The sequence below is a fragment of the Enterococcus spodopteracolus genome, from assembly GCF_030441955.1.
In the GTDB taxonomy this organism is placed as follows: Bacteria; Bacillota; Bacilli; order Lactobacillales; family Enterococcaceae; genus Enterococcus_B; species Enterococcus_B spodopteracolus.
Window position 1 is genome coordinate 29,995 of record NZ_JARJHD010000011.1, and the last position, 14,445, is coordinate 44,439.

The following is a 14,445-nucleotide window of genomic DNA, read 5'->3' on the forward strand; positions in this document are numbered from 1 at the left end:
CTATGAAAACATTGATTATTGTCAGCCATCCGACAATTGACACATCGTTGAACCAACAGTTTTTTAAAGAAGCATCCAGCCAGCTATCGACTACTTGGCATCATCTAGAAGCTTGTTATCCAGATGGGGAAATTGACCTTCAAGCAGAGCTTGCTCTATTGAAAGAGCATGACCGGATCATCTTCCAATTTCCTTTCTATTGGTATAGCGCGCCAGCCCATTTGAAAATGTGGCAAGACCAAGTGTTAGAAGCGGCAACCGAAGTCTTATCGGGCAAAGAATTAGGAATCGTCTTAACAACCGGCGTGAGTGAAAAAGAATACCAAGCAGGTGGGAAAGAAGAGTATACGATCTCGGAGTATTTGCGTCCGTATCAACGAATTGCCCATAAATTCCAGATGACCTTTTTGCCTCCGTTTGTTTTAGCACAGTTCATGTACTTAACTCAAGAACAACGGTTTGAACGCTTGATCAGTTATCAGCAATATCTAACATTAGTCGAAAAACCTTCACTGATCAATCGGATCGATTGGTTTATCGAACGATTTGCGCAAAATGAACGCATCAAGGAAAAAGCACCGATGAAGCAGCAGATGATCGAAACGATGTTAGAAGAAGCCAAAGAAAACATTGAAGATCTGACATTTATACTACAAGAGATGAAAGGAAGGACCTTATAATGGATCAATGGTTGACAGAACAATTAGCCGAATTGAGTACGCAAGCGGATTATGAGGGCAAAGCCTTACTTCATGAAATGTCACGCTTATTTGTCGAAATCAATGAACGGATCGAGCAGTTGCAAGGAGAAATCGATGGAGAATCTTGGAATCATCAAAAATGGTGATTTTTCTTCAGTAATAACATAATAAAAAATGTTCATAACGCTTATTATTTGCTACAATGGAACTACAAGAAAGCTGGTAACGCTATTTTTTTTACAGAAATAACAGGTGGTGAATAAAATGAATGAAGAAAATGAACAGCGTGGCAATGTTCGATCAGCTCGAAGACAACAACAGAAACAAGCATCACGCATGCGTATGATGAAAATCGGTACCGCTGTTGCAGTAGTCTTACTACTGGTTGGTGCAGGTACTGGATTATATCTCCATAGTAGAAACAATGCTAGTGAAAACTCGGTAGCAAAGACGAGTGAAACGACGCAATCGTCCACAGCTTCAACTACTGCTTCATCTGAAACTGAAGCAACACAAGAAAGCAGCGAAGCAACAGAACCTTCAGGAGCTATTTCTGAACAACTACAAGCAGTCGTTGCAGATTATTCAAAGAAAATCGAAGATAAAACTCCAGTGTTGATCGAAGAATACCAAGCAGAGATCCAAAACAATCAAGACGGTGTCAATGGTCTTTCGGTCATTGCCAACCGAAAAGCAAGAGAACTTCAAGCCTTATCGGATGAAGGAATCAGTAAATTAAGAGGGATGTACCAAGATGCTTCCAACAAGGAGGATATCGACCTAGATACCATGATCAATCAGCTATCTGCAAGTTACACGGCGCAGGTCGCTCGGATCTCCGACATTTATCTGCGAACAAGTGCGGAACTTCAAGCAGCAACACCTAGTAGCGAATCTTCTTCGGAAGAGACGTCACCTTCGACGGAAGCGACACCAGAAACAACAGAATCGTCGGAATCACAAGCCAATCAGTACACGGCACAGTCCACAGAAGATACGAGCAATCAAGCCAATCAAGCAACTACAACCGTTGTACGTGAAGGCGAAGGTCCAAATCAAATTGCGCAACGGACTGGCGTGCCAGTTGAGACGATCTTGTCCTTGAATGGCATGACGATGGATGATTTCTTCTTTAACCCTGGTCAAGAATTACGTTTGAATTAGGAAGATCAAGAAGAACGATTCAATTTCAATCGATTAGATGAAGTCACAAAAATGGCTCTTTTTGCCAATTTTTGTGACCTTTTTGTTCTAAATACGTTTCGTTCTCTACTGGCTCGTCATGAGTGGGTTGTGATTGGTTGTTTTTTTGTTAAGATAAAGAAGTGAATGTCACCCGTAAAGGAGAAGATCATGAAAAAACGAGAATTCATCGTCCAAGATTTATTGAGTAAAATCTATCAAGAAGAATTTAAAGATGGAAAATTACCGAATCAACGAAAACTAGCGGAAATCTATCATGTTTCTCGCTTTACGATCCAACAAGCGATCAAAAATCTAGAAGAAATCGGTATTGTCCGTGTCGTTCAAGGATCAGGTATCTTTATCCATGAAAAATGGGTCAAAAATCCCTTGATCTTCAATTCTTTGACACGTACCCCTTATGATCGAATCCATTCAAAAATGATCGGTTTAAACCAAGCACCAGCAACGGCTGATGAGCAAAAAATCTTTCAACTTGATGAAGGCGCCGACGTTTGGACATTTGAACGTATTCGAATCGTTGATTATAAAATCGAGCAGTTAGAAATGTCAAAAATGCCGGTAGCAATGTTTCCCGACCTGTCCCAAGAAGTCATCGAGCATTCCATCCAAAGATATGTGGAACAAAAAGGCTATCGCATTTCTCACTATATCACGAGTTATGACCCAATCACGACTTCCAAAGAACAATCAAAAATATTGCTATGTAAACGCGGTACACCAGCCATGCAAATCACGAACCGAGCTATATTAGAAGATGGACAAGTCTATGAATACAGCAGTATCATTGCCATCGACTACTCAGTGACTTATATCCGCCCGTTTGACCGTGAGATCCATCGGTCGAGGATTGATTGAGGAGTTGAGTAGAAGTCAAAAGTTGTTAAAATATCAGTACTAGGAAAATCGTTAATCGAATTTAATGTTCTTCAAACTGGCGATAAACCTTTTGCTGCTATAACTAGAATGAATGGAACTTTCAACAGAGCGACAAATATAATTTACTTAAAGCCCTAGTTAACTTTGATTTGAAGTTACTATCAGAACAAGGTATGTGTATTAAAAAAGACTCGATTATCAATCACTCGTTGAGGAATATGTTCGGAAGAATAACCTTGATAATAAGATGTAGGATTTTGAATAGACAAATTAGAGTATATAATTTATTATACTTGCTATTTTCCATATAAACATTTCAATTATTGGAAATACTATTTTTATATTATTTTAGTTAAAACCAAAAAAAAGCTATCCTTACATGTTTCGTGTAAGGATAGCTTTTTTTGGATTACGGTGTCACGATCGTGCCGTCTGGTGTACGGCTTTGTGTCCATTCGTGTGGACGATAGACAACTGGAAATTCTGCCGCCTGTTTTTCATTGAATGTGACACCGATCCCACTTTGTTCGATTGGATAGAAAAAGCCTTTTTTTGGTGTAGGGATATTTCCGAAAAGTTGTTTCGTATGTTCCGGAACATCGATGTTTTCTTGGATCGCCGCATTGTGCAAGTGGATGTTCAAATGCGTATTCACTGCTAAGCCGATTGGTGTGATATCAGATGGCGTATGCCAAGCGATCCGTATCCCCATCGCTTCGCAAAAGTGTGCCAATTTCAAGGCAGGAGTAATCCCGCCGATTTGTGAGACATGGGCACGCATATAGTCGATTTGGCGATTGCGAACTAATTCTTTCCATTCCATTGGATTATTGAACAATTCCCCAGTAGCAATCGGGGTCGTTGATTGACTTCGCAATTGAGCCAACCATTCATTTTGGTTTGGCGGTAAAATATCTTCTAAAAAGAAAAGATTGTACTTTTCTGCTTTTTTTGCAAAACGGATCGCTTGGTTAGGATGCAAGCGTTCGTGAACATCATGTAACATTTGGAAACGATCACCATATTTGTTTTGGATATGTTCAAACATGGATAGCGTAGTGCCCATGTATTCTTCTTGATCGAAGTAAGAGCCTGCAAGTGGCTGTTCAGGTGTTGCTAAATTCGTTGGATTGCCCCCATAAAAACCTAATTGACAACGAATATAGCGATACCCTTGTGCGAGAAATGTTTCGATTTCACGATCGAGATCCTCTAGATTATCTGCGACAGCATGCGTATACGCAGGGATTGCTGTTCGAGCTTTTCCGCCGAATAACTGATACAATGGCATATCAGCGATTTTCCCTTTGATATCCCAGAGCGCCATATCGACACCTGAAATGGCATTATTTGTGATTGGCCCATTCCGCCAGTAAGAATTGACATTCATGACTTGCCAAAGGTCTTCAATTTGATTCGCATCCCGTCCAACCAGTAAAGGTTTTAAGTATTCTTCAACTACGGTTTGGACAGCCAAAGGACGAAATTGGAAAGTGCCGCAACCGAAGCCGGTCACGCCTTTATCTGTTTCAACTTTTACGACTAACAAGTTGTGACGATCTGGTTTGATTGCGTAACTTTTTATATTTGTAATGATCGTTGGTGTCATTTTATTCACTCCAATATACATAAATATGAATCATGTGCATCCTCATTGAAACATGGGGAAGAACATCCTGTCAATTTGGTCTAATAAAAACATCTAAACCAACTAAAAATCAGTCCAATTTTACTTTATTGTTTTTTGAAACATTGATATGCAAGCTTTTTTAATGTTTTTATACTAAAAAGGACTGGTTTTACAAGTAGCGTTCCACATGCTACTATTTGGGTGAAAGCGGAAACAAGAATCATTGTTTGATGAGAATAAGGGGGAGAACAAGTGAAGCATGAAGAAATAGCAAAACAAATCATACAACATGTGGGTGGAGCAAGTAATATCAACAACGCTTGGCATTGTATGACACGATTACGGTTTGATTTAAAAGATGAGAAAAAAGTGAATTATGCTGCATTAGAAAAAACACCTAAAGTGGTGGGGACAAAATATCAGAGCGAACAACTGCAAGTCGTGATCGGTACAGAAGTCGCTGACTATTTTGCGCCAATTGCGAAAGAATTAGGGTTAGATGAAACAAGTGAACGAAGTGAAGGAGAGAAAAAAGGAGTCGTATCCTTATTTATGGATACTGTTTCCGGTGTATTTGGTCCAATCGTACCAGCGATAGCTGGGGCAGGAATGATCAAGGGTTTGATGGCCGGTTTAGTGGCATTGAATGTCATTTCGAATCAGACGGATACGTATTTGATCATTGATATGATTGCGAGTGGCGTGTTTACTTTCTTGCCATTTTTCGTTGCTGCTTCTGCCGCTCGGATCTTCAAAACGAATCCATATTTAGCGATTGCGATTGCTGCAACGTTACAATTTCCCACCATGACGACAGCGGTTGCTGAAGGTTCGATCTCTGCTTTCCAACTGTTTGGTATCATTCCAGTTCCGGTCTTTAATTATGCAGGAACAGTTATCCCAATCATTTTTGCGGTATTGGCATTGAGTTATATTTATCGTTGGGTTGACAAAATATTGCCTCAAGTTTTAAGAACAGTGTTCACACCAACGATTTCATTATTTGTTGCTGGGTTAGTGACACTAACAGTGATTGGTCCGATCAGTATCCATTTGGGGAATCTGCTAGCAGAAGGCGTGGCATGGTTGTTCTCAATTTCACCAGTGTTAGCTGGTATCGTGGTCGGTGCGATCCGTCCAATTGCGATTTTTACTGGGTTACATCACGCAATGACTCCGATTGCCTTACAAAATTTTGCGAATCAAGGCTATGACATGTTGATGCCGATGATGTTTATGGCAAACATGGCGATCACTGGGGCGACAGCGGCTATTTATTTGAAAGTGAAATCAAAAGAAGAAAAATCATTGGTTCTATCTTCTGCTGTTTCTGGTCTATTAGGAATCACTGAACCTGCGCTTTTCGGGATCTTATCAAAATACAAGAGAGCGTTTATGGCAGCTACGATCGGTAGCTCGATCGCTTCAGCGTTTATCAGTTTCTTCGGTGTTCGGATCTACGGTTATATTTTATCAAGTATTTTTAGCTTACCCGCCTATATTGGTCAGTATTTTATGTTTGCGGTACTTGGGATAGTGATTGCCTTGGTTTCCTCTTTTGCGATTACTTATTTCTTAGTACCAAATGAACAAGCAGAAGATACGGAATACACGAACGAAGTGAATCTACACGCTGTGACTAAAGGGGAATATATTCCTTTAGAAGATGTGCCTGATGAAGTTTTTTCAACGAAAATGATGGGTGATGGTTTTGCAATCGAGTCAATCGATGGTGCCATCTTTGCACCGGTCAACGGAAAAGTCACTACGATTTTCCCTTCCAAACATGCGTTAGGAATCAAAACAAATAATGGCGTAGAAGTCTTAGTCCATATGGGGATCGACACTGTTAACTTAAAGGGTGAAGGATTTGATGTCCTTGTCAAGGTTGGTGATCAGGTGACAGTGGACACCAAAATCGCTCAAATGGATTTGCCTTATATCCATAGTCAAGGGAAAAAGAGCATGGTCATCGTTGTGATCACGAACATGGATCGTGTGTCGAAATTTTCGGGTGAACGAAACTTAGAAGGGCAGCACCAAGCTGGAGCGCTCGTGGAACGTGCTTTGTTAAATGGGTAAAAAAATAGCATGAGAAAGAGAACATACATCGTCTTCAACGGGCGTTGTATGTTTTTTTCTATTAATAAGTTCAAGGAGAAGATGTGACGAATGGTTTGATGGGTTCATAATTCCAAACTCATCAGATTACTGATAAATACAAGAAACTGGTGGAAGAAGCGCGTACAACGTAGATGGACAGCAGTGAAACGACAGCTTTTATACTATTGGAAACATCAGTAGTAGTTGGAAAAAACGATTGGTCTTGGGCAGAGACAACAGCTTAGTTCCTACACAGAGTGAAACATTAGTAACTGACAATATCAACAAAAAATCTATCAGATAAAGTAACATTTTTAGAAACGGCGACATCCGAATTTTGCGCAAGTTAACTTTCTAGAAAAAATGGCTCATGCAATTGAATTTCTGCCAATGGCCTTAGTCTATTTGTACTTGAAGTGATGGCATATGCCTAAGGAAATGTTAGTCAAACTTCCTCACGCTTTATTTCCTGATAAAGCGAATGTGTGCATGCTAATACCAAGTTTATCGAAGTTTTTGTGTTTTCAAAAAACAATACTATAGCGTTGGAGAGAATTCCTTTTTTGTTTCTCAGCTCAATCGACATCGTCAATTGTAAGACTCGCCACAACTTCATAATAATGGTCGCCCCAATCGCATATATGTTGGACGATCGTTGAGAGTTCACGCCCGATCTCGGTCAATTGATACTCTACTTTTGGCGGGACTACGGGATAGATTTTACGTGTGAGTAAATGATCGCTTTCTAATTCTCTTAATTGCCGAATCAACATCCGTTGGTTGATATCTGGTAACATTTTTTCGATCTCACTTAGGCGCAAAATTGGTTGTTGTAAAAAGCACCAAATCAAGACGATCTTGTATTTTCCACTCAGAACATGCATGGCTAAGTCTTTCGTATTGGTAAACTTTTTTTCATGGTATTGATACATAAAGGACCTCACTTTGTTTTATTTATTCGACAGCAATAGTTGCTATTATACAAATCTCACCAATGGAAGTAAAGAAATTGAGGATACTGACAAGTTTGTCAGTTTTGTTTCTCAGCACAGCCTATGATACGATGAAGTGGAAAGATTGCGGATTCGCTCGCTAACTAAGAACCAGACGAGCGGAATAAGAAAGAAGGAAGAAAAATGAAAAGTAGAGCTGCCGTAGCATTTGAACCCGGAAAACCGTTAGAAATCGTTGAAATCGATGTTGCTGATCCGAAACCGACGGAAGTCATGGTGAAAATTTTGTACACTTCTGTCTGTCATACAGATGCGTTTACCTTATCAGGGGAAGATCCAGAAGGAGTTTTTCCTGCGGTCTTAGGTCATGAAGGCGCCGGTATCGTTGTTAAAGTTGGTGATGATGTGTCATCTGTTGAAGTGGGGGACCATGTGATTCCTTTGTATACCCCAGAATGTGGGAAGTGTGAGTTTTGCTTGTCAGGAAAAACCAATCTATGCTCTGCTGTCCGTGAAACGCAAGGAAAAGGTCTAATGCCAGATGGTACGACACGTTTTTCTTACAAAGGCGAACCGATTTATCACTATATGGGTACGAGTACATTTAGTGAGTATACTGTCGTCAATGAAATTAATTTGGTGAAAATCACAGAGGATGCTCCTCTAGATACCGTTCCACTATTAGGGTGTGGTGTAACAACAGGATTAGGCGCCGTGGAAAACACTGCAAAAGTTGAAGAAGGTGCTGTCACAGCTGTCTTTGGGCTAGGAGCGATTGGTTTAGCAGTAATCCAAGGCTTGAAAAAAGCCAATGCTAAACGAATCATTGCAATCGATATGAACCCTGAAAAATGGCCGTTAGCTAAAAAAATGGGCGCAACGGATTTTGTTGATCCTAAAACACACGATCGTCCGATCCAAGAAGTCATCGTAGAAATGACCCAAGGTGGCGTAGATTATAGTTTTGAGTGTATTGGCAATGTGGAAGTGATGCGTTCCGCGCTTGAAGCATGTCACAAAGGCTGGGGCGAAAGCATCATTATCGGTGTAGCCGGAGCTGGAAAAGAAATCCACACGCGTCCGTTCCAACTAGTGACTGGTCGTGTCTGGCGTGGTTCTGCTTTTGGCGGTGTCAAAGGGCGAAGCCAATTGCCAGGTATGGTGGAAGATTACTTGAACGGTGGAATTGATTTAGATTCATTCATCACCCATCGTTTAGATTTTACACAAATCAATGAATCACTTGAGCTGTTGAATCGTGGAGAATCAATTCGTACCATGCTCACTTATGGAGGTGATACTGATGGAACTACAGAAAATTGAAACACATCGGTCGTTTGGCGGGCAACAAATCAAATACCGTCACCTGTCAGAAATGCTACATTGTGAGATGACATTCAGCGTATATTTACCAGAAACCACCGTTGAAAATCAAGAAATCCCACTCATTTGGTGGTTAGCTGGTTTAACAAGTACAGATGATAACTTCAGTATCAAAGGTGGATTCCAACGCTATGCAGCAGAACAGCAAATCGCCTTCGTCATGCCGGACACATCGCCTCGGGGGGATGTTGCTGACAGTGAAGATTGGGATCTCGGTCAAGGGGCTGGCTTTTACTTGAATGCAACACAAGAACCTTGGAAGAAAGACTTCCAAATGTACGACTATCTCACGAAAGAGCTGACTGAGATCATCTACTCCTTGATCCCAAATCTTTCTGGAAAAGAAAGTATCATGGGTCATTCCATGGGTGGGCATGGTTCGTTAGTGATCGGTCTGAAAAATCCAGCACACTTTGCTTCGATCTCTGCTTTTGCACCGATTTCGAATCCCTCAAACGTACCATGGGGACAAAAAGCATTCACCGCTTATCTAGGTGCTGACCAAGCGACCTGGAGTGAATGGGATGCCACTGAGTTGATCAAAAAAGAAACAACTAATCAACCGCCTATCCTGATCACACAAGGAACGGCTGATCCATTCTATGAAGTCCAGCTCAATGAAGAAGCTTTTTTAACAGCAGCAGAATCAGCAAAACACGAAGTATTCTATCAAAAAGAAGAAGGCTATGATCATAGCTACTTCACCATTGCTACATTTATAGAACAACATATTGCTTTTCATGCAACCTATCTAAAACAGTGAAAAGACCATTGTAAGAGATGGAATATGAGTCAGATGAACAAGCAACTAACTGAAAAATCAGAAGAAGTCAGAAAGATGCAACTATAAGCAATAAGCAGTGAAATCTGAAAATGTTTTTTGAGAGATACCTATTTAGTTTGACAAGATCGTGTACAGAGCTACAAAAGCCAATTAGTAAAAGGAGTTCTGCCGGATACTAGTTTCAATTGTTTATATGGGTGTAATTCTGTGAGTCAAAATTAAAAAATAAAATTAATAGGTTTACTTTTTAGAATAGTTGTGTTATCATAATTAAAGTTTCGGAGGATCCAAAGGGATTAGATAAGAATATTCTTATCTAATCCCTTTTTGTGTTCTTGCATTAAAAAATATTAGGAGGCGCATATGAAAAATCTATTCAAATATTTAACGATTACTTTGGGGCTATTGATACTATCAATTAGTATCAATATGTTTTTTGGCCCACATTATATTGCTGCTGGAGGAACGAGTGGTCTAGGAATATTACTTGAATACCTTGTTCAAGTAGATCGTTCACTCATCGTGCTGGCATTAAATTCAGTTATGTTGCTATTAGCAATCATTTATTTAGGTAAACAAGTATTTATGAAAGTTTTATATGGTAGTTTAGTTCTACCGTTATTGTTAACCTATGTACCTAAAATAATGTTTACTGAAAATAAAATTTTATCCATCGTTTTGGGGAGTTTAATTTTTTCTGTAGGTATGTCCATTGTTTATTCACAAAATTCTTCTAGTGGAGGAACGTCCATTCCACCGATAATTTTAAAAAAATATTTCAATATAAAACTCTCTACAGGCTTGTTTTTCATAGATGGTATAGTCATACTGCTAAATTGGAGTATTTTTGGTTTTGATCAATTTTTACTTGCCTTAACTTCGAATATTCTAGTTTTTCTAACGATGAATCTATTCTCTAAGATATCCTATCAATCTATTGAGAACAGACAAACTTCTTAGAGGTAGATAATTTAGTTATTCTTGGAGCTTAGGAGATGCTGTAACGCTTTTTGACAATTTCTAGTGGGTCACCGAAGCGTTCAGCGATTTCTGGAAGGCTCAACCCTTGCGCATATAGACGATTGAAGACACCTTGAATGCTTTCTGAAACTTCGACGATATGTTTATCGTAGTCGTAAAAACGAAACACTTTTTGTCCCCAGGCATAGGTCAATGTATCGTGGATCACTTCGATTTCTGAATCAGAAGTTGTAAGTAAAAAGCCTTTCCACTTGATTTTATTCATGATTTCATCTCCCTGAACTTGATCGAGCAACTATAGCATGAGAATTTTAGACTGTATTGTAAATACACGACATCTCACTTTGCTCACGACGTATCATCTAATCCAAAGGTTGTGCTTTGAACTCTTTACAAAGCTGGACAAATTCGAGTGGTGTGAAGCCGATATGTTTTTTGAAATCTTTGATCAAGTGAGACTGATCGTAGTAATGCAACGCAATTAACTTTTTTTCACTAGCGTGAGGATCGGTTAGTATTTTCAAGCAGTACTGAAAACGCAATGTAAGCAACATCAGTTGCGGTGAAATGCCATAATACTTCTTAAATAACTGTTGGCATTGCCGTGTGCCTACAACTAAATCCTGACACAAATCTTGAATTGTAGAAGCAGGGATTTGGCTAAATCGATCAATCAATTTGATAAACTGGTTTGGTGTATGTCCTTCAATCAATTGATGGAGGTAATCAATAAAATATTCTTTTTGTTGAGAATAGGATAGGTAGAAGAAATAGTTGAGGTTGAAAGGTATCTTAAACTCACTAATGGATAGAAAAGAATCCATTACCTCAGTCGTCGGTCGTCCAGTAAGTTGTCCAAAAGCGCCAGGTTTCAGTGTAGCCGCTAAGTAAGATTCAGACGTATGGCTATAAAAATCATATTCTGTTTTACTGATACCTGAAAATTCGATCGATTGTTTTTTGAAATCAATGAAAAGATCGATACACCCATCTGGAATGATCAAATCATTCACTTCGTAGGAATCCTGAGTCAAGGATTGGTGTTCCCATAGACAAATCACAAAGTCTTGTAATGAGGGAATGACAATTGCTGGATACTTGAAATATTTCTGATAGATCGGGTTGACGATATAGGGTACTTGAATTGGAGAATACATAGATCACCTACTTGTTTATGATTCTATTCCTTTTTATCAATTATAGCATGTTGATGAGATGTATCTGTCTATATCACTAAAGTAAGTACGCAATTGGGATTGTCGGTGATAGTGTCAGCGTATCTAGGCGAAATGAAAAAAGGCGTTGGATTGCTATTTGTCGCTAAATAGGATGCCGGTGTGAAAAAATCAAAGAGATAAGCACAGATCTGTTAATTGGTAGAGGGATAAATGAGTGGATTGGCTAAGGGAAAAAATATGTATGCTCAAGCTAGATAGTAAAAACCTAGGATAGATACCACAGTGATCGCTGGTTCTTCTCCTAGGTTTTTGACTATTCTGACTGGTTATAAGGTTACGCATTTACCGTTCTGATTTCTCATCTTCTATTCCATAGGTAAGTGATTGTTAAAGTGAATAAAATAGTCGTTTTTAATGTTAACAGTATTGGTGAAAGAGAAAACTCTCCACGTTGATCCCAATAAATTATTTAATTGGATATGAACAAAATATTCAACATGTCTTTCTTCTACGTATTATCTGACGAAGGAGAAAGACATGTTTTTTTATTTATTGGATTTGTTTTGTAGGATACTAGAGCAAGGAAGACAAAAGACGATAATAGCAAATGGATTTTAAGGGAGATCAAGAACTTGAGTTTATGGATAATAAGCAAGAATACATGAACAAATTGTTATAAATAAGTTGGTTCTATGTAAGGTGTATCAGCTTTTTTGGATCATACATGGTTAATAACTAATAAGATTGGTCAGTTAGCAAAAATAGTCCTTTTTATTTAAAGAATGACTTTGTTGGTAATGCTGTTTATAACAGTAGGATTCATTTGGAATCCTGAAAAAAATATAAAAATGGGTACAAATGATCATTTAGAAAGCGTTGTGTAACTATTGAATAAATCATAACTACCATAAGGATAAGGTTAAGAAGCAAAATAGAACGTTAAAATCTGTCACTTTTACGTTCGTTTTTTCTTTCAAGGAGAAACAATATAGTTTATCATTCCGATTGGTTGTGTTATTTATATGTAAGTATAAAGAAAAGTGTTCATTTAAAAAATGAGGTGGAAAATTGAAAGACTTACAATTGGCATTTATCAGTAATCGAACGACGAGTCGTTTGTTTCGAATATTGAGTATGATTGAACGAAGACGATTGTTTACGATTGGAGAATTGGCCGAAAAACTGCAAGTGACAGAACGAACGATTGCCAATGATATCAAGTACATCAAAGACTATTTTGATGATTGTATCAGTTTAGATTCAGGAAATAGTGGAATCTTTTTTGAAGAAAAAAAAGCTTCGATGTATCAAGAAAAAAAGCAGAAATTACTTGAGAATGAGTGTCTATTTGAAATCATCGGGAATATTTTTTTAGGAGAATTATCAACAATCGATGAACTTGCCCATCACTATCATTTTTCAGAGAGTACCTTTCGCCGGCTATTGAATCGAACAACCACAGTATTGAAGAGCTATGGATTGCAGTGGGCATCTAACCCGTTGTCGATTGAAGGGAGGGAAGCTAATTTACGAAAATTCTTCAAGGATTTTTATTATGAAGGGGTAGAAACGCCCTATACGCTTGTTCCTGATATTGAATTACATGAATTGGTTTTAAAAAAACTAAGCAATAAATTGGGCCAAGATGAGGTTGGATCTGGAACTACGCCGGCAGCCTTTTATTATACTTTTTATATTGCAATCAAACGTGCAGGGCTTGGTTTTTCTATAGAGATTCCTAGAAAATTGGCGAAATTAGCATACAAAGCAAAGAATTTCTCTCTCCTTCATTCTTTGAAAGATGATATCAAGAAACTTTATAGGGTCGAATTATCAAAAGAAGAATTCGCTTGGATTTATTTAGTCACTATCTGTAAACGTACCCTAGATCATGAAGAATCAGAGAAGAAGTTTTATAAAGATTTTCATGAAGGCACAGAAATTTCTCAACTCACGAATCGATATCTAAAGGAATTTGATTTCCCCCAAAATATTGATCAAAAAATCACAACATTCTTACGTTCGTTTTTTCTCTCTAGAAAAATAAATGATTTGTTATCACCTGTCTTAAATAAAGAGGCGATAGAAATAAAAAAAGCAGTCATACGCTCAGATAATGAGAATTATCAGCGGAATTTAGGTTTTTTAAAAAAAGAAAGGAAAAACTACTCTATTTCTTCAAAATACATGGAAGATATAAGTGTGAGTTTAACGATTTATAGTAATTTGATTTTCGATTTTTATTTACCAAATAAAACAATTTACTTTCTTCTGGAAGGGGATCATTTTGTCTGTCAACAAATTATAACTCGTGTACGTCAACAATTTGGGAGTAAACATACATTAGTTTTTTTACCGCTTTATTATCTAGCAGAAGAAGTATTGAACGCCGCACATATTGATTTAATTGTGACAAATTATAATCGCTATCTTTTAGATTACATTATTGAAAGCGATTTTCTTTTGTTAAAAGCTGTCCCAGATGAACATGATTGGCAACGATTGGAAAGAAAAATAAACCCTTATCGTAAAACCTATAATTAATGTTTTTCTACAGTTGCTAATAAAAATAGCGACTGTTTTTTTTTATCTATTTCAGTCGTTTATGAAATAGATGATTTTATTTTATTAAAAAATCAATGTAGTCTTA

General features: G+C 38.1%; 13 protein-coding genes. 9 read left to right on the forward strand and 4 right to left on the reverse strand.

The features are described from left to right. Window positions 1–2: 2 nt before the first annotated feature. From P3R27_RS11430 to P3R27_RS11445, 4 genes are all read left to right on the forward strand, one after another. Entirely contained in the window at window positions 3–680 is a 678-nt protein-coding gene (locus tag P3R27_RS11430) for an NAD(P)H-dependent oxidoreductase (protein WP_126133910.1), read from the forward strand. After that, window positions 680–847: a hypothetical protein gene (locus P3R27_RS11435; protein ID WP_010736259.1), complete on the forward strand. Its 168-nt coding sequence runs from the start codon at window positions 680–682 to the stop codon at window positions 845–847. Before P3R27_RS11430 ends, P3R27_RS11435 begins: the two co-directional genes overlap by 1 nt. 118 nt (window positions 848–965) lie before the next feature. Continuing rightward, complete coding sequence (locus tag P3R27_RS11440; protein WP_126133911.1) at window positions 966–1,865, forward strand: LysM peptidoglycan-binding domain-containing protein; 900 nt, start codon at window positions 966–968, stop codon at window positions 1,863–1,865. A 189-nt stretch (window positions 1,866–2,054) separates the two neighbouring features. Beyond that, complete coding sequence (locus tag P3R27_RS11445) at window positions 2,055–2,762, forward strand: GntR family transcriptional regulator (protein ID WP_126133912.1); 708 nt, start codon at window positions 2,055–2,057, stop codon at window positions 2,760–2,762. A 430-nt stretch (window positions 2,763–3,192) separates the two neighbouring features. On the opposite strand, the gene P3R27_RS11450 is transcribed toward P3R27_RS11445, so the two are convergent. Next, the gene (locus P3R27_RS11450; protein ID WP_034690245.1) at window positions 3,193–4,392 is read right to left on the reverse strand and encodes an enolase C-terminal domain-like protein; all 1,200 of its coding nucleotides are present in this window, start codon (window positions 4,390–4,392) and stop codon (window positions 3,193–3,195) included. A gap of 273 nt (window positions 4,393–4,665) precedes the next feature. On the opposite strand from P3R27_RS11450, the gene P3R27_RS11455 reads away from it, so the two are divergent. Continuing rightward, a complete protein-coding gene (locus P3R27_RS11455) occupies window positions 4,666–6,495 on the forward strand; it encodes a glucose PTS transporter subunit IIA (protein WP_126133913.1) in 1,830 nt (609 codons plus the stop codon). Window positions 6,496–7,091: 596 nt separating this feature from the next. On the opposite strand, the gene P3R27_RS11460 is transcribed toward P3R27_RS11455, so the two are convergent. Then, window positions 7,092–7,448 carry a winged helix-turn-helix transcriptional regulator gene (locus tag P3R27_RS11460; protein ID WP_034690242.1) on the reverse strand — a complete coding sequence of 119 codons (357 nt, stop codon included), beginning with the start codon at window positions 7,446–7,448 and terminating at the stop codon, window positions 7,092–7,094. A gap of 204 nt (window positions 7,449–7,652) precedes the next feature. Here P3R27_RS11460 and P3R27_RS11465 point away from each other — a divergent pair, with 204 nt between their 5' ends. The 3 genes from P3R27_RS11465 (at window position 7,653) to P3R27_RS11475 (ending at window position 10,596) form a co-directional block, all read left to right on the forward strand. After that, window positions 7,653–8,792, forward strand: coding sequence for an S-(hydroxymethyl)glutathione dehydrogenase/class III alcohol dehydrogenase (locus P3R27_RS11465; RefSeq protein ID WP_126133914.1), 1,140 nt, complete (start codon window positions 7,653–7,655; stop codon window positions 8,790–8,792). Next, complete coding sequence (gene fghA, locus P3R27_RS11470; RefSeq protein ID WP_284592383.1) at window positions 8,773–9,615, forward strand: S-formylglutathione hydrolase; 843 nt, start codon at window positions 8,773–8,775, stop codon at window positions 9,613–9,615. The genes P3R27_RS11465 and fghA overlap by 20 nt, the downstream gene beginning before the upstream one ends. A gap of 384 nt (window positions 9,616–9,999) precedes the next feature. Further along, the gene (locus tag P3R27_RS11475; RefSeq protein WP_051536295.1) at window positions 10,000–10,596 is read left to right on the forward strand and encodes a YitT family protein; all 597 of its coding nucleotides are present in this window, start codon (window positions 10,000–10,002) and stop codon (window positions 10,594–10,596) included. Window positions 10,597–10,624: 28 nt separating this feature from the next. Here P3R27_RS11475 and P3R27_RS11480 read toward each other — a convergent pair whose 3' ends face one another. Beyond that, complete coding sequence (locus P3R27_RS11480) at window positions 10,625–10,882, reverse strand: VOC family protein (protein WP_126133915.1); 258 nt, start codon at window positions 10,880–10,882, stop codon at window positions 10,625–10,627. A 97-nt stretch (window positions 10,883–10,979) separates the two neighbouring features. Next, window positions 10,980–11,774: a DUF6597 domain-containing transcriptional factor gene (locus P3R27_RS11485; RefSeq protein WP_126133916.1), complete on the reverse strand. Its 795-nt coding sequence runs from the start codon at window positions 11,772–11,774 to the stop codon at window positions 10,980–10,982. Between the two features lie 1,089 nt (window positions 11,775–12,863). Here P3R27_RS11485 and P3R27_RS11490 point away from each other — a divergent pair. Next, window positions 12,864–14,339, forward strand: a complete 1,476-nt coding sequence (locus P3R27_RS11490; protein ID WP_126133917.1) for an AcpB/EbpR/MafR family transcriptional regulator — start codon at window positions 12,864–12,866, stop codon at window positions 14,337–14,339. The last annotated feature ends 106 nt before the right edge of the window (window positions 14,340–14,445 follow it).